Source organism: Janthinobacterium sp. 1L-D-8-B-C4, from assembly GCF_057291295.1.
On sequence record NZ_JBXAVX010000009.1, the window covers coordinates 149,342 to 165,262 of the forward strand.

At 63.8% G+C, this 15,921-nt stretch carries 13 protein-coding genes; 8 read left to right on the forward strand and 5 right to left on the reverse strand.

Annotation, left to right across the window (positions count from 1 at the left end):
- Window positions 1-122: 122 nt before the first annotated feature.
- Complete coding sequence (locus AC0Z42_RS17050; protein ID WP_485469388.1) at window positions 123-1,418, reverse strand: cation:proton antiporter; 1,296 nt, start codon at window positions 1,416-1,418, stop codon at window positions 123-125.
- 39 nt (window positions 1,419-1,457) lie between these two features.
- Window positions 1,458-2,606: a mechanosensitive ion channel family protein gene (locus tag AC0Z42_RS17055; RefSeq protein ID WP_485469389.1), complete on the reverse strand. Its 1,149-nt coding sequence runs from the start codon at window positions 2,604-2,606 to the stop codon at window positions 1,458-1,460.
- Between the two features lie 260 nt (window positions 2,607-2,866).
- Here AC0Z42_RS17055 and AC0Z42_RS17060 point away from each other — a divergent pair, with 260 nt between their 5' ends.
- From AC0Z42_RS17060 to AC0Z42_RS17070, 3 genes are read left to right on the forward strand one after another with little or no spacing between them, the layout of a single operon-like run.
- A complete protein-coding gene (locus AC0Z42_RS17060) occupies window positions 2,867-5,143 on the forward strand; it encodes an alpha,alpha-trehalose-phosphate synthase (UDP-forming) (protein ID WP_485469390.1) in 2,277 nt (758 codons plus the stop codon).
- An 11-nt stretch (window positions 5,144-5,154) separates the two neighbouring features.
- Window positions 5,155-5,949, forward strand: coding sequence for a trehalose-phosphatase (gene otsB, locus AC0Z42_RS17065; RefSeq protein WP_485469391.1), 795 nt, complete (start codon window positions 5,155-5,157; stop codon window positions 5,947-5,949).
- Window positions 5,933-7,774 carry a glycoside hydrolase family 15 protein gene (locus AC0Z42_RS17070; RefSeq protein ID WP_485469392.1) on the forward strand — a complete coding sequence of 614 codons (1,842 nt, stop codon included), beginning with the start codon at window positions 5,933-5,935 and terminating at the stop codon, window positions 7,772-7,774. Before otsB ends, AC0Z42_RS17070 begins: the two co-directional genes overlap by 17 nt.
- A gap of 43 nt (window positions 7,775-7,817) precedes the next feature.
- On the opposite strand, the gene AC0Z42_RS17075 is transcribed toward AC0Z42_RS17070, so the two are convergent.
- The 3 genes from AC0Z42_RS17075 to AC0Z42_RS17085 all read right to left on the reverse strand — a co-directional run bounded on the left by AC0Z42_RS17075 (window position 7,818) and on the right by AC0Z42_RS17085 (window position 11,291).
- A complete protein-coding gene (locus AC0Z42_RS17075) occupies window positions 7,818-8,333 on the reverse strand; it encodes a hypothetical protein (RefSeq protein WP_485469393.1) in 516 nt (171 codons plus the stop codon).
- A gap of 129 nt (window positions 8,334-8,462) precedes the next feature.
- Entirely contained in the window at window positions 8,463-10,046 is a 1,584-nt protein-coding gene (locus tag AC0Z42_RS17080; RefSeq protein WP_485469394.1) for a methyl-accepting chemotaxis protein, read from the reverse strand.
- A gap of 321 nt (window positions 10,047-10,367) precedes the next feature.
- Window positions 10,368-11,291 carry a LysR family transcriptional regulator gene (locus AC0Z42_RS17085; RefSeq protein ID WP_485469395.1) on the reverse strand — a complete coding sequence of 308 codons (924 nt, stop codon included), beginning with the start codon at window positions 11,289-11,291 and terminating at the stop codon, window positions 10,368-10,370.
- Window positions 11,292-11,411: 120 nt separating this feature from the next.
- On the opposite strand from AC0Z42_RS17085, the gene mdcA reads away from it, so the two are divergent.
- From mdcA to mdcE, 5 genes are read left to right on the forward strand one after another with little or no spacing between them, the layout of a single operon-like run.
- Window positions 11,412-13,082: a malonate decarboxylase subunit alpha gene (gene mdcA / locus AC0Z42_RS17090; protein ID WP_485469396.1), complete on the forward strand. Its 1,671-nt coding sequence runs from the start codon at window positions 11,412-11,414 to the stop codon at window positions 13,080-13,082.
- Window positions 13,082-13,948, forward strand: coding sequence for a triphosphoribosyl-dephospho-CoA synthase (locus AC0Z42_RS17095; protein ID WP_485469397.1), 867 nt, complete (start codon window positions 13,082-13,084; stop codon window positions 13,946-13,948). Before mdcA ends, AC0Z42_RS17095 begins: the two co-directional genes overlap by 1 nt.
- The gene (locus tag AC0Z42_RS17100; protein WP_485469398.1) at window positions 13,935-14,243 is read left to right on the forward strand and encodes a malonate decarboxylase subunit delta; all 309 of its coding nucleotides are present in this window, start codon (window positions 13,935-13,937) and stop codon (window positions 14,241-14,243) included. The genes AC0Z42_RS17095 and AC0Z42_RS17100 overlap by 14 nt, the downstream gene beginning before the upstream one ends.
- Window positions 14,240-15,094 (forward strand): biotin-independent malonate decarboxylase subunit beta, encoded by an 855-nt coding sequence (locus AC0Z42_RS17105; RefSeq protein WP_485469399.1) that lies wholly within the window; start codon window positions 14,240-14,242, stop codon window positions 15,092-15,094. The genes AC0Z42_RS17100 and AC0Z42_RS17105 overlap by 4 nt, the downstream gene beginning before the upstream one ends.
- The gene (gene mdcE, locus AC0Z42_RS17110) at window positions 15,091-15,909 is read left to right on the forward strand and encodes a biotin-independent malonate decarboxylase subunit gamma (protein ID WP_485469400.1); all 819 of its coding nucleotides are present in this window, start codon (window positions 15,091-15,093) and stop codon (window positions 15,907-15,909) included. Before AC0Z42_RS17105 ends, mdcE begins: the two co-directional genes overlap by 4 nt.
- Window positions 15,910-15,921: the final 12 nt, after the last annotated feature.

Consider the following 15,921-nt stretch of genomic DNA (forward strand, 5'->3'; position numbering starts at 1 on the left):
GTTCTCGCCAGGTGCAGGCGTTTTGACGTTTTGATTATCTTATCTTAACAATATTTTCTCAAAAAGCAGTGCCAATTGGCAAAACATTGCTGTGTAGCAATGGCAATCAGGCTGGCGGGGCTTTATTTCTGCCAATAACGGTTCAGCAATGGCGTCACGCTGAGGCCGTGCGCGGCAATGGACACCATTACCACCACGATGGTGATATGGCTGAGGTCGCGTGCCAGGCCCGCCGGCAAGCCATGGTTGATGGCATAGCACAGGTAGTACACGGAACCGATACCGCGCACGCCGAACCAGGCGGCCATGGCGCGCAGGCGCAGGCCCGTGTTCGATCCCAGCAAACCCAGCATTACGCTGAGCGGGCGCGCCACCAGCAGCAGGAACAGCGCCATGCCCATCGTGCGCCAGTTCCAGGCCGACTGGCTGACGGCGCCGCCCAGCAGCAACACCAGGGTCAGCTCCGATAAATGCTCAAGGTGTTCCTTGAACACCAGCGACTCGGCGCTGACTGTCAGCGGCGCCTGCGATTCCTGCGGCTTGACGGCCGAACTGGCATGCACTTCCTCGGCCTGCAGCAAGCCCTGCTTGTCTTCCGGTGCGCCGGCCAGGCGCAGCTCGGTCTGGCGCAGCGCCACGCCGGCAAAAAAGACAGCCAGAAAGCCCCAGGCGTGCAGCCAGGTGGCCACGCCATAGACCAGCGCGATCAGGCCCAGGCCGACCAGGTCGTCGAGCACTTCGTGTTTCGGGTCCTTGCCGCGCAGCTGCCAGCCCAGCCAGGCCAGCAACGCGCCGCCGGCCACGCCCAGCGCGATCGCCGCTGCGCTGGCCCACAGCAGGTCGTGCCACACCCAGGCCCATCCCGTGTTGCCCAGTTCGTGATAACCGAGCAGGCCCAGGCCCAGCATGACGAAGGGAAAGCCGCTGCCGTCGTTCATGCCCGCTTCGCAGGTCAGCGTAAAACGCAGCTGATCGCTGTCGCCGGGGCGGCGCACCTGCACATCGGTGGCCAGCACCGGGTCGGTCGGCGCCAGGATGGCGCCCAGCAGGATGCCGGCGCCCAGAGGCAAATCGAGTACCAGGCAGGCAAACGCGGCCACCAGCGCCACCGAGATGGCCATCGACAGCCAGGCCAGGCGCAGCGAGGGCAGCCAGCGCGCCAGGCTGAACGGCACCGGCATCTTCACGCCGGCCGAGAACAGGGAAATCAGCACGGCAATTTCGGTCAGGGTTTCCAGCAGCGGCGCCTGTTCCACCAGGTCCAGTGTAAACAGGCCCAGCACCATCGGGCCGACCACCAGGCCCACGCCCAGGTAGGCCATCGACGAGGTGAAAGGCAGGCGGGCGATGCTGGTGGCTGCCAGGCCGCGCGCCAGCATCAGGCAGCCGATCAGGATGAACCAGGCGGTGGTACTCATGGTGGTTTTCCTTCAGGCTGGGGGAGGAATGAACGCAGCTTACACCTTGGCCGTTGGCGCGCCGTCGATAATCGTATCGAGCGCGTCCGGGTTGTTGATGACCCTGGCGGCCGTGGTATTGAGCTCGAGCGGGTCGAGCGAGGAGCGCAGGCGCGGCAAGCCTTGCGGATAATGCTGGGCCACATAGCCGAGGATGCCTTCGCGGATAACGCAGCGCAGCTCGAACGCATCGCCCGAGTTATTGGCGCTGATCAGAAAGCGCAGCTGCATGGCGCGGTCGGTGGCGTCGGTCACTTGCACCTTGCACACGCGCTGGTCCCACAGTGGCGAAGCCTGGCAGATGCGGTCCAGTTCGGCGCGCAGCGGCTCGACCGGCACGCTGAAGTCGAGCCACAGGAACACCGTACCCAGAATGGTGGACGAGGTATGGGTCCAGTTTTCAAACGGGTTTTCGATAAACCAGGTCAGCGGCACGATCATGCGGCGCTCGTCCCAGATGCGCACCACCACGTAAGTGCCCTTGATTTCTTCCACGCGGCCCCATTCGCCATTGACGATCAGCACGTCATCGATGCGGATTGGCTGCGAAAACGCGATCTGCAGGCCGGCGATAAAGTTGCCCAGCACGGGCCGGGCGGCAATACCGGCCACCAGGCCGGCCACGCCGGCCGAAGCGAGCAAACTGGCGCCGATCTGGCGCGCGCCGGGCAGGGTCAGCAAAATAAACGACAGGCCGAGGATGATGACGATGGCGTGCGCGCTGCGCGTCAGCACCCTGGCTTGCGTGATCAGGCGGCGCGCGCGCAGGTTGTCGGCCACGTCGACCGGGTTCAGCTGCGCGATCGTCAGGCTCAGCGACTCGATGCACTTCATGGCCAGCCAGGTCAGCGCCACGATCAGGGCCACGCTGGCCAGGTGCGACAGGCCGACCAGCGCCGGCGTATCGGTAGGCGCGCCAGCAAGCACGATGCGCAGGCCGAACATGATCAGGCACAGCTGGCTGGCGCGAAACGCCACGCGCGTGACATTGGTGGTGAACGGGCGGCCATTGGCCAGGCGCCGGAGCAGGCTGATGCCGGCGCGATGAACCGCCATGGCGATCAGGGTGGCGATAATGGCGCTGAGTAAAACGGTGACTGCGGAAGCGAGCCGGCCCCCCATCAAAGAATGGTAGGTGGTGAGATCCATGGGCTAAAACTCCTTATGACTTGTAAATGAATGGCAGCAAATATATATTTTAAAGCCTGGGCGTGCAGCGGGGCGTGCGTTGATTAACGGACAAGACGTTTCCTATGGCGGATACTGAAAGTACCTTCTGCCGCCCGTGCTGCATGGAATTGATGTTTCAATAAGGAAACCAACAGAACGACGCGGCATGGACAATATTGGCATACTTGCCATGCTTTTAGCTTTTGCAAAGGAAAATGATGATTTTAAGATCGCTCAGAATGTCCTTGCGATTCATTCTGCCACTTGCCCTCGTGCTGGGGCTGTTCGCCTACATCGTGGTGCCGCTGCTCGACAACGTTACCTTGCGCTGGTACGTGCGCGACCTCGACAGCCGCGCCGAATTGCTCGCCGGCACACTGCGTCCGCCACTCACACAATACTTGCCTGAAAACGATACTACCCGTATCAACGAGCTGTTCCAAGGCGCCACCCGCGACGAACGCCTGATCGCGCTGGGCTTTTGCGATAACGCCGGCAAGCTCGTCTACAAGACGGCCCAGTACCCCGAATCGATAGGCTGCTGGACCACGCCGTCGTCGGGCGGACTGTACAAGTCGCTGGCGCAGTTGCCGCAAGGCCAGGTGCACCTGAGCGAAACGGCCGTCATGAACGAAGCCCAGCAACTGGGCCGGCTGGTGCTGGTGCAGGACATGAGCTTTGTCGAGCGCCGCAATACCGATACCAAGCGTTTCATCTTTGCCTTCCTGGCCGTGCTGGCCGTGCTGATCTCTTTGATGACCGTGTTCGTGGCGCACCTGAGCTGGCGTGGCTGGCTGGCTGCCGTCAAGGACGTGCTGCGTGGCGAATTGCTTCCCAAGAAGAACGTTGCCACGCCAACCGACGCCACGCCGGCCGCCATTATCGCGCCGGCACCGGCCGAAATGCAGCCTCTGATCGGCGACCTGCGCGAACTGCTGCAGGAATACCACCTGGAGCGCCAGGGCGAAAACAGCGGCTGGACCTCGGAATGGACGCCGGAAAAACTGCGCGGCCTGCTCGAAGCGGACCTGGCCGGCGACCAGGTGCTGGTGGTGTCGAACCGCGAGCCCTATATCCATACCAAAGGCGACGACGGCACCATCAAGGTACAACGCCCGGCCAGCGGCCTGGTGACCGCCGTCGAAGCAGTGATGCGCGCCTGCTCGGGCACCTGGATCGCCCACGGCGCCGGCTCGGCCGACCGCGAAACAGTGGACAAGCTCGACCATGTTCCGGTGCCGCCCGACAACCCGAGCTATACCTTGCGCCGCGTCTGGCTGACGGAAGAAGAAGAGCAGGGCTATTACTATGGCTTCGCCAACGAAGGCATGTGGCCGCTGTGCCATATCGCCCACGTGCGTCCGGTGTTCCGCTCGTCGGACTGGGACCAGTATGTAAAAGTCAACCGCCGCTTTGCCGAAGCCGTGATCGCCGAGGCGAAAACCGACAACCCGGTGGTGCTGGTGCAGGATTATCACTTTGCCCTGTTGCCGCGCATGGTGCGTGAAGCGCTGCCGAAAGCAACCATTATTACGTTCTGGCATATCCCCTGGCCAAACTCGGAGTCCTTCGGCATTTGCCCATGGCGCGAGGAAATTCTCGATGGCCTGCTGGGCAGCACCATCTTGGGCTTCCATACGCCGTTCCACCGCAAGAATTTCCTGGAAACCGTCGACCGCTACCTGGAAACCCGTATCGAACCGGAAGCGTCGACCATTTCCTATGGCGGCGAAATGACGCAGGTCGAGGATTATCCGATCTCGATCGCCTGGCCCGACGAAGACCCGAACCTGCCCGACGTGGCCACCTGCCGCGCAGAAATTCGCGCCGCGATTGGCGTGCCGGCCGACCATCTGCTGGGCATCGGCGTTGACCGCCTTGATTACACCAAGGGTATTGTCGAGCGCTTCCAGGCCGTCGAGCGCATGCTGGAGCAGCAACCGGGCATGGTGGGGCACTTCACCTTTGTCCAGATTGCCGCGCCGAGCCGCGCCTCGCTCGACGAGTATCAAAGTTTCGATACCCGCGTGCGCAAGATGGTCGAGCGCATCAACCGCCGTTTCGGCAGCGGCGACTACGTGCCCATCCTGCTGAAAGCCGAGCACCATGGCCAGGATGCGTTGCAGCGCTTCTTCCGCGCCTCGGAAGTGTGCATGGTAACCAGCCTGCATGACGGCATGAACCTGGTGGCCAAGGAATTCATCGCCGCGCGCGACGACGAAATGGGCGTGCTGGTGCTGTCGCAATTCACCGGCGCCGCGCGCGAGCTGCATGAGGCGCTGATCATCAATCCTTACCATATCGAGCAGGGCGCCGAAGCGCTGTACCGTGGTCTGGTGATGCCGCCAGTGGAACAGCACGAACGCATGAAGAGCATGCGCGCGCGCGTGAAACACTTCAATGTGTACCGCTGGGCAGGCCGCATGCTGCTTGACGCCTCGCGCTTGCGCCAGCGCGACAAGGTCATGACCAAGATTGACGCATACCGCCGCAGCAGCCGGCGCAAGGGAATTTAATGACAGGTAACATGGTTAAACCCCCCGACGATAGCGCAGTGCTGACCAGCATGCTCGACCAGCCTGGCTGCGCCATCTTTCTTGACTTTGACGGTACCCTGGTCGACCTCGCTGCCACGCCCGACGGCGTGCGGCTGGAGCCGGGCGTGGCCGAGGCGCTGGCGCTGCTGGTCAGGCGCCACGACGGTGCGCTGGCCATCATTTCCGGCCGGCCCGTGGCGCAGATCGATGCCATGCTGGCGCCACTGGTGCTGCCGGTGGCGGGCGTGCATGGCGTGGAGCGGCGCGACGCGGACGGCAAACTGCATATGGCGGCCACGCCCGATGTGTCGCCTGTGCTGGCCCGGGCGCAAGCCCTGGCCGCCTTGCATCCGGGCTTGCTGGTGGAACAGAAGCGCGGCGCCGTGGCCTTGCATTACCGGCTGGCGCCGCAATTGCAGGAACTGTGCGTCCGTGAAATGACGGACGCGGTGCAAGCGTGCCCCGGTATTTTGCTGTTGCATGGCAAAATGGTGCTCGAAGCCAAGCCGGCGGGTACCGACAAGGGCGGCGCGATTGCCGCGTTCATGCGCGAAGCGCCGTTCGCAGGGCGCCGCCCCGTGTTTGCCGGCGACGACACTACCGATGAGGCAGGCTTTGCCTTTGTCGAACAGGCCGGCGGCCGGGGCGTCAAGGTGGGCAGTGGCGCCAGCGCCGCCTCGCTGCGCCTGGTCAGCCCGGGCGCACTGCGCGCCGTGCTGCTGCACGCCGCCGTGCTTGCCGCATCCATCAAAACCCAAGGAGTAGCCGATGACGACAGCCTATGAAACCCCGAGCGGCGCGCATGCGCCAGCCGCCAGCAAGCCCCCGAGCCAGGCCAGCCTCAATTGCGGCGTGGTCGGCAATTGTGCCTTTAACGCCCTGATCGACCAGGCCGGGCAGGTAGTGTGGTCCTGCCTGCCCCGTTTTGATGGCGACCCGGTATTCAACACCTTGCTCGACGATACGGAAAACGGCAGCGTCTGGGGCATCGATATCGAGAATTTTGCCCGTAGCGAACAGTTTTACGAACCGAACACGGCCGTGCTGCGCACGCGTTTGTACGACACCGAAGGCCGCGGCGTGGAAATCACCGATTTCGCGCCGCGCTTCCTGAGCCGCGACCGCATGTTCCGCCCGCTGATGCTGATACGCCGCGTGCGCCCGCTGGACCGCGCCGTGCGCATCCGCGTGCGCCTGCGTCCCCGTTTCGACTGGGGCAAGCTGGCGCCGCAGATCACCCAGGGCAGCCACCATATCCGCTATGTTGGCGCGGAACAGACCTTGCGCCTGAACACCGATGTGTCGCTGAACTATGTGCTGACCGAATCGTATTTCGTGCTCGACAAGACCGCCAACTTCCTGCTGGGCCCGGATGAAACCCTGGCCGGCGGCATCGACGAGACGGCGCGCATCTTCGAGAAAGAAACCATCAACTACTGGCGCACCTACACGCGCCGCCTGGCCGTGCCGCTGGAATGGCAGGACGTGGTGATACGCGCCGCCATCACCCTGAAGCTGTCGTTGTACGAGGATACCGGCGCGATTATCGCCGCCATGACCACCAGCATTCCCGAAGCACCGGGCAGCAGCCGCAACTGGGACTACCGCTATTGCTGGCTGCGCGACGCCTTCTTTGTCGTGCGCGCACTGAACAGCTTGTCCGAAGTCGGCACCATGGAAGAATACCTGCGCTGGCTGACCAATATCGTCGCCAGGTCAAAAGGCGGCCATATCCAGCCACTGTACGGCATCGGCCTGGAAGAGTTGCTGCCCGAATCCCTGGTCGAGCATTTGCCCGGCTACCGCGGCAACGGCCCCGTGCGCGTGGGCAACCAGGCGCAGGAGCATTTCCAGCATGACGTCTACGGCAATATCGTGCTTGGCGCGGCCCAGGCTTTCCTCGACCACCGCCTGTTCCACCGCGCAGGCAAGGCCGAATTCACGGCGCTGGAAGCGGTCGGCGAGCAGGCCTTCAAGCTGCACGCCGAACCCGACGCCGGCATGTGGGAACTGCGCACGCGCGCCCGCGTCCATACCTCGTCGATGCTGATGAGTTGGGCCGCCTGCGACCGCCTGTCGAAAGTGGCCCACAAGCTGGAACTGCCGGACCGCGCCGATCTGTGGCAAAGCCGCGCTACTCTGATCCGCGAGCGCCTGCTGCGCGAAGCATGGAGCGAAGAGCGCCAGGCCTTCGCCGAAAGCCTGGGCGGGCGCGACCTTGACGCGTCGGTACTGCTGATGGCGGAAGTGAACTTCATCGACCCGATGGACCCGCGCTTTATCGCCACCGTCGACGCCCTCGAAGCCTCGCTGTGCGACGGCCCCTACATGCGCCGCTACGAAGCCCCCGACGACTTCGGCAAACCGGAAACCGCCTTCAACATCTGCACCTTCTGGCGCATCGACGCCCTGGCCCGCATCGGCAGGAAAGACGAAGCGCGCCAGATCTTCGAAACCATGCTGATGGCGCGCAACCACGTGGGGCTGCTGTCGGAAGACACGCATCCGGTAACCGGCGAAATGTGGGGCAACTTCCCGCAGACGTACTCGATGGTGGGGCTGATCAATTGCGCGGTGAGGTTGTCGGCGCCGTGGGATAGTGCGATTTGATCAATCCATCGCGGGCGCTGCGGAAGGCTGCAGCGCCTGGCCACTATTTCAATTTCATGGCGGCCTTCAAGGCCCTGGCGTCCATCGCACCCGCGATGATCTCGACCTGTCCGCTTGAAGACCGATAGTACATCAAGGGCACGGAAGGTGGCCGCGCGGCAGGGTCCACGGTGATCATCAGCTCGGTGTTGAGGGCCACCTTGGCCAGCGAGGCTTCCGACGGCTCCGCCGTCAAGGTCATCGCCGTGACGGCATGGCGCATGGCTTCCTCGTTGGCCCACATGAGGCTTGCCGGCTGCGCCGAATCGAGCATCGCCGCCCCCAGCGCGGCGCTGTCTTCGCCCAGCAGCGCCACCGGTATCCACACGAAGGCGACCTCGTTCTTCAACAAGCTCGTCTCCCGCCACAAATCGCTGCAGTAGGAGCAATACGGGTCAAAAAACACCCAGGCCCGGTTCGCTGAAGGCATGCCCGAGGAGAAACCGATGGCCTCCGTTTCCACGCGCGCCAGCATGGCGGCACGCTGCGGCTGCGAGAGCGTTTTGACGTGCGCTTCCATGATGCCTTCTGGCCGTGCTTTGATGACAGGCGCACAGGCGGATAGCGATAGTAGTAGCGGAACAGCAAGGACAAGTAATCGCATGGCAGTTGGCGGCAGGCTGAAGATGAGGCAAGCTTATCATCTTGTTCAGCTATTGCCGGGCACGCCTGCACCAAGCCGGCTTAGCTGGCCGGCAGGGTAAACACGCTGACCAGCTGCATCAGCTGCACCGTTTGCTGCTCCAGCGATCCGGCCGCCGCTGCGGCTTCTTCGACCAGGGCGGCATTCTGTTGTGTGACGCCATCCATATCGGAAATGGCCGCGTTGATCTGGCTGATGCCAGCGTCCTGCTCGCCTGCCGCGGCGCTGATGTCGCCCATCAGTTCGGTCATGCGCGATACTGGCGACCACTTCGTCTATCGTCACGCCGGCCTGGCCGACGATCCTGCTGCCGGCCTCGACCTGCGCTACCGAGGTGCCGATCAGCACTTTGATTTCTTTCGCGGCGCTGGCCGAGCGTTGCGCCAGATTGCGCACCTCGCTTGCCACCACGGCGAAGCCCCGTCCTTGCTCGCCCGCGCGCGCCGCTTCCACGGCCGCGTTCAGGGCCAGGATATTGGTCTGGAAGGCGATGCCATCGATGACGCTGATAATGTCGACGATCTTTTTGGACGACTGGTTGATCTCGTTCATGGTGTCGACCACCAGCGCGACTTCCTGGCCGCCTTTGCGGGCCACGGCGGACGCGGACTGCGCCAGTTGATTGGCGTGCAGGGAATTGTCGTGGTTGTGCCGGACGGTGGCGGTCAGTTCCTCCATCGAGGAGGCCGTTTCTTCCAGCGAGCCGGCCTGGCTTTCCGTGCGCGCTGACAAGTCGGCGTTGCCGGCCGCAATCTGGCCCGAGGCGGTGGCGATGGTCTCGGTGGACTGGCGGATCTCGCCAACCGTGCTGACGAGATTGGCGCGCATCCTGCTCATCGCCGCCAGCACGCTGCGGGTGTCACCGGCGCGCAGCGCCACGTCGCCGCCGAGATCGCCGCCAGCGATGCGCTGGACAACCTGCACGGCATACGCTGGTTCGCCGCCAAGCTGGGCATACACCTGGCGTATCAGGCTGTAGCCCATCAAGGCCGAAACCAGCAGGCCGCCCGCAATCAGGGCGATGGCGAGCAGCTTGATCTGCACATAGGTGCTGGCCGCTTTCTCGTATTCCTGTTTGGCCACGTCCACCTGCAACTGGCGCAGGCTGGCGATGGTATCCCTGATCGGCGCACTGCGCGCCAGCGACATGGCGAACAGCGGCCGCAGGCCTTCGATATCGTTTGCCGCCAGCCTGGCGGCTATCGGCATGTCGATGTCGTTTTTATACTTCTGGTAGTCAGCGACGAAGGTGGCGGCCAATTGGGTTTCTGCGGGCGTCAGATAGGTGGCGGCATACAGTTTCCAGACGCGCTCGACCTCGTCGCTGTCCTTCTTCAGACGGTCGGCGGCAGGCTTGATGTCCTGCTCGCGGGGCGACGCCAGCAGTTCGGCGACCGTGTAGCGGTTTCTCAGCAGCAGGCGGTCGATCCTGGACACCTGTTCGAGAGCGACGGTGCGGTCTTCGTACACCGTTTTCAACCCCTGATTGGAGGCGTTCATGCCGTACAGGCCGATAAAGCCGATGATGAACGTGATGATGGAGATAACTCCGATAATGGCGGCGATGCGAAACTTGAGCGTGGTTTTCATCTTTAAACTGGTTCAATTATTTTTCTTGTGCGTGCAACGGCCACAAGGCGATGGTAATCGCTTGCGCTGGCGCGTCATCGGCAAATGAGCGGAAATGCGATGCGGTCGGTCATGCGAGCCGGCGCACGGGAGGCGCGCAGGGTCGGGAAAACAACATCCGGGAATGGGTAAAGCGGCGCGAGGTTGGGGCGCTGGAGTGTTTTTCAGCTATACAGCCAGACAACTTGATTGACTAACAGATATGACTGGAGGAGCGATTATACACAGAATAAATATTTCCTAATGGAATGTATTATTACTGTGTGGTAATGTTCGATTGTATTAATTGCTGGCAAAACTACCGCGTTTTCCGTATAAGCGGCACTCCGCTGCCAACGCCAATAAATTCGCATCGCGTTCCCGGCTGCTCAGCACCAGCAGCGTAATCTGCTGGTGCGAGCCGTAGCGTGCGTCAAGAGGAATCAATTCGATGCGCGAGCTGAAGGCACGTACGCGGCCGGGCAGCAGGCTGTAGCCGATGCCGCCGCTGACCAGGTTAATCAGGGAAAAGATGTCGCCGACCCGCATCGCGGTGTCCGGCACGAAGCCGGCCAGTTCGAACGCGTGGTTGAAGCTTTGCGAGGTGACGAAGCCTTCGTTGAGGGTGACGAATTTTTCGTTGCGCAGCGCTTGCAGGTCCACGGAAGTTTGCCCTGCATAGGGCGAATTCAATGGGGCGGCCAGGTAGACGTCGTCCTGGAACAGCGGCACCGAGACCAGCCCTGCATGATGTTCCTCTTCCTGCACGCCGATAATGATGGCGTCCAGCCTTCCGTCAGCCAGGCTTTGCAGCAGTTCGCGGTTCGAGCCTAGCGTCAGGTCGATATCCAGGCCGGGGCGGCGCAGTTTCAGGGCGATTACCAGTTGCGGGATGCAGTGCAGGGTCAGCGAATAGAGTGAGCCGATCTTCAGGCGCACCGGGTTGATGCCCGACATTTCGCGCACCTTGCGCACGCCTTCTTCGCATTCGGCCAGAGCGCGCCGCGCCGATTCGGCAAAGGTATAGGCCGCGTGCAGCGGGATCAGGCTGCGGCCTTCGCGCTTGAACAGCGGGCAGCGCAGGCCGTCTTCCAGGCTGTGCAGGGCGCGGTGCACGCTGACGGTGCTCTGGCCCAGAACATCGGCCACCCGCGCCAGGTTGTTCAGCTCCATGAAGCTCAAGAACACTTCCAGCTTTTTCAGTGTAATTTCTTCATTGATGGCCATGGATCACCGTGATTGTCGTTAGTTCATTAACTTTAGAGTAATGAACATGGTAGCAGCTTGATTGTAGCGGCGCCGCCTTTTTACTATCGTGGAAGCTCGATACCTAAAAAGGGAGGCAATATGTCAACCCCCACACAGGCGCCACCGCAGCGCAAACAGTGGGATACGCGCCGCACCGAGAAGCGGCGCCGGCTGGACGCCGTGCGCCAGTTTGCGAATGGGCCCGTGCTGCAGCAGGCCGATATGGTGGCCGTGCTCGAAGCGCTGCTGGCGCCCGGTGACCGGGTGGTGCTGGAAGGCAATAACCAGAAGCAGGCCGACTTTTTGGCGCGCATGCTGGCAAAAGTCAACCCGGACAAGATCAACCACTTGCACCTGATCATGCCCAGCGTCAGCCTGCCCGAGCACCTGGATCTGTTCGAACGCGGCATTGCCCGCAAGCTTGATTTTTCGTTCGCCGGCACGCAAAGCCTGCGCATCGCCCAGTTCCTGCAAGACGGCCTGCTGGAAGTGGGCGCCATCCACACTTATATCGAACTGTATGCGCGCCTGTTTGTCGACCTGACGCCGAACGTCGTGATGGTGGCCGGTTATATGGCCGACCGCCAGGGCAATCTGTACACGGGACCCAGCACCGAAGATACGCCGACCCTGGTCGAATCGGCGGCTTTCCGCGATGGCATCGTGATCGCCCAGGTCAACCGGATCGTCGACGATGTCAGCGATTTGCCGCGCGTCGATGTGCCTGGCTCGTGGATCGACTTCGTGGTCGAAGCCGACAAACCGTTTTTTATCGAACCGCTGTTTACCCGCGACCCGCGCGTGATCAAGCCGGTGCATGTCTTGATGGCGATGATGGCGATCCGTGGCGTCTATGAAAAACACCAGGTGCAGTCGCTCAATCACGGCATCGGCTTCAATACGGCCGCCATCGAACTGATACTGCCGACCTATGGCGAGAAGCTGGGCCTGAAGGGCAAGATCTGCCGCAACTGGGTGCTCAATCCGCATCCGACCCTGATCCCGGCGATTGAAACGGGCTGGGTCGAGAGCGTGCATTGCTTTGGCGCCGAACTGGGCATGGAAGGCTATGCGGCGGCGCGGCCCGATGTGTTCTTCACTGGCCGCGACGGCTCGATGCGCTCGAACCGCGCGCTGTGCCAGTTGGCCGGCCAGTATGCGGTCGATCTGTTTATCGGCGCAACCCTGCAGATGGACGGCGTGGGTAATTCCTCGACCGTGACGAATGGCCGGCTGGCCGGCTTTGGCGGCGCGCCGAACATGGGCCACGACCCGCATGGCCGGCGCCACCCGACCCCTGCGTGGCTGGACCTGATCGAGACCGACGACCCGCTGGCGCGCGGCAAGAAGCTGGTGGTGCAGATGGTCGAAACGTTCCAGGATGGCGGCCAGCCGACCATCGTCGAATCGCTCGACGCGGTCGCCGTGGGCAAGGCCAGCGGCATGCCGCTGGCGCCCGTGATGATCTATGGCGACGACGTGACCCATGTGCTGACCGAGGAAGGCGTCGCGTATTTGTACAAGGCGCGCTCGCTCGACGAACGCAAGGCCATGCTGGCAGCGGTGGCTGGCGTCACGCCGATCGGCCTGCGCCACGACCCGAAAACCACGGCCAAACTGCGCAGCGACGGCCTGATCGCGCTGCCCGAGGATATCGGCGTGCAGCGCGGCGAAGCGAACCGCTCGCTGCTGGCCGCAAAAAGCATCGCCGACCTGGTCGAATGGTCCGACGGCCTGTATCAACCGCCCGCCAAATTCAGGAGCTGGTAATGAACACCATGATGACAACGAAGAACACCACGGCGCTGGCGCACCAGGTGCTGCAGGCGCTGCTCGACGAAGTGACCCTGACGCCAAAGCCTGGCCTGGTCGACCTGCGCAGCCGTGGCGCGCACGTGGACCTGAACTGGGCGCTGATGTGCCATTCCGCCTGCGCGCTGCAGCCCGTATTCGAGGCAATGGCCGAGGCGGGAGCGGAAGAGCAGGACGACGACCAGCTGCGCCAGCGCATCGGCGCCATTGGCCGCGAGGGCGAGGCGGTGATGATGGCGGCCACCGGCGGCGTCAATACGCATCGCGGCGCGATCTGGGCGTTGGGCCTGCTGGTGACGGCGGCGGCGCAACTGCAGGCGCGCGGTGCATCGCTGGCGCCGCAGGCCGTGGCGGCGCGGGCCGGCGCTCTGGCGCGGTTGACCGACCGTGGCGCCCCCGGCGAGACCGGCAACAAGGGCCAGCTTGCTTGCCGCCAGTATCACGTCGGTGGCGCGCGCGGCCAGGCGCTGGCCGGTTTTCCGCACGTGCTCGACACCGGTTTGCCGGCTTTGCGATCAGCGCGTGCACGCGGCGACAACGAAACCACGGCGCGGCTGAATGCCTTGCTGACGATCGTGGCCAGCCTGGACGACACCTGCGTGCTGTCGCGCGGCGGCGTGGCGGCCCTGCTGGCAGTGCAGGCCGGTGCGGCGCAGGTGCTGGCGGCTGGTGGCGCCGGCACGCAGCCGGGTACCGAGGCGCTGCTGGCGCTGGAAGCCAATGTGCTGGGATTGAATGTGTCGCCTGGTGGCGCGGCCGACCTGCTGGCGGCCACGCTGTTTCTCGATAGCCTGGAAGAAGGAGAACAAGATGGAAAAGCGTGACTATGCATTCCCGGCCGGGCAGCCGGCTGCCGGGCGCGCCCTGGCCGGCGTGGTCGGTTCGGGCGACCTGGAAGTGCTGCTGCAGCCGGGCATTGCCGGCGAGACGCGCATCGTCGTGCATACCTCGGTCGACGGCAAGGGGGCGGTGTGGGATGCGCTGCTGGCGCGCGTATTTACGGGCGAACTGCTGCCGGCGGCCAGCATCGTGATCAACGACTGCGGCGCCACGCCGGGCGTGGTGCGCATGCGCATCGAACAGGCGTTTGAAGAAACCACGCAGGAGGGGCAGTCATGAGCACATTGAAGCAATTGCTGGAGCGCGACAGCTTTATCGAACGCGGTGCGCGCAGCCGGGCCAAAGCCTTGCTGGACCCTGGCAGCATGCGCGAACTGCTCGATCCATTCTGCGGTCTCGGTTCGCCCTGGCTGCCGCAGCAGGGCGTGACCGCCCAGGCGGACGATGGCGTGGTGGTGGCCAAGGGCCGCTTCGACGGCCAGCCGGCCGTGGTGCTGGCGATCGAGGGCGGCTACCAGGGCGGCAGCATGGGCGAAGTCGGTGGCGCGAAGATCGCCGGCGCGCTGGAACTGGCGGCGCAGGACAACCGCAAGGGCATACCGACGCGAGCCGTGATTTTGTTTGAAACCGGCGGCGTGCGGCTGCAGGAAGCCAACCTGGGCCTGGCGGCGATTGCCGAGATCCAGGCGGCGATTGTCGACCTGCGCCGCTACCAGCCGGTGATCGGGATTACCGCCGGCACCGTGGGCTGCTACGGCGGCATGTCGATCGCGGCCGGCCTGTGCAGCTATCTGGTGGTAACGCGCGAGGCGCGGCTGGGCCTCAATGGCCCGGCGGTGATCGAGCAGGAGGCCGGCGTGCAGGAATTCGACTCGCGCAACAAGCCGTTCATCTGGAGCCTGACGGGCGGCGAGCAGCGCTTTGACACCGGCCTGGCCGACGCTTACGTCGGGGACGACACGGCGCAGATCCGCGCCACGGTCGCCGAACTGTTTGCACGCGGCGTGCCGCAGCAGCATCGCAGCGACCGTGCCGGCCATTTCCTGGCGCGCCTGGCCGAGGTCGACGCGGCCGAGCAAGCCACGCCGGACGCCGTGCGCAGCATCTACAGCAAAGGAGCCGCATCATGAATCGCACCACAAATACCAGCCGCGGCGCCATCTGGCTGGCCGCATTGACCGGCAATGCCACGCCGCTGCCTGACTACCCACCATCGGTGCGGGTGGTCGACGCGCAGCTGGCCGGCAGCGCCGCCCGTTATATCGCCGTGCTGCCCGACCCCAACAACCGTTTTACGCGGGCGCGCACCGGCGAAATCGGCCTGGCCGAAGGATGGCAGCTGGCGCGCGCGGTGCAGCAGGTGGTGATCGAGGACCACGCGCTGCCAGTCAAGCGGCCGATTGTCGCCGTGATCGACGTCGCCAGCCAGGCCTATGGCCGGCGCGAAGAAGCCTACGGCATCCACCAGGCGCTGGCCGGCGCGGCGGGTGCTTACGCCGAAGCGCGGCTGGCCGGCCACCCTGTCATCGGCCTGATCGTCGGCAAGGCCATGTCCGGCGCTTTCCTGGCGCATGGCTACCAGGCCAACCGCCTGATCGCGTTTGATGATCCGCAGGTGATGGTACATGCCATGGGCAAGGCCTCGGCCGCGCGCATTACCTTGCGCACCGTGGAAGCGCTGGAAGCACTGGCCGAGACCATTGCGCCGATGGCCTATGACATCAAGAACTACGCGACGCTGGGTTTGCTGTGGCAGACCTTGAGCGTGGCGCAGCCCGATGCACCGTCGGCAGAGGATGTTGCGCAGGTGGAAGCGAGCCTGCAGGCGGCGCTGGCCGATATCCGCCTGGACCCCGAACGCGGCCTGGCCAGCCGCCTTGGCGCGCCACACCGACAGGCATCGGCAAAGGTGAGGGAGGTATTGCAACAGCAGTGGCAAGGGTAGCAAAGAGAAGAC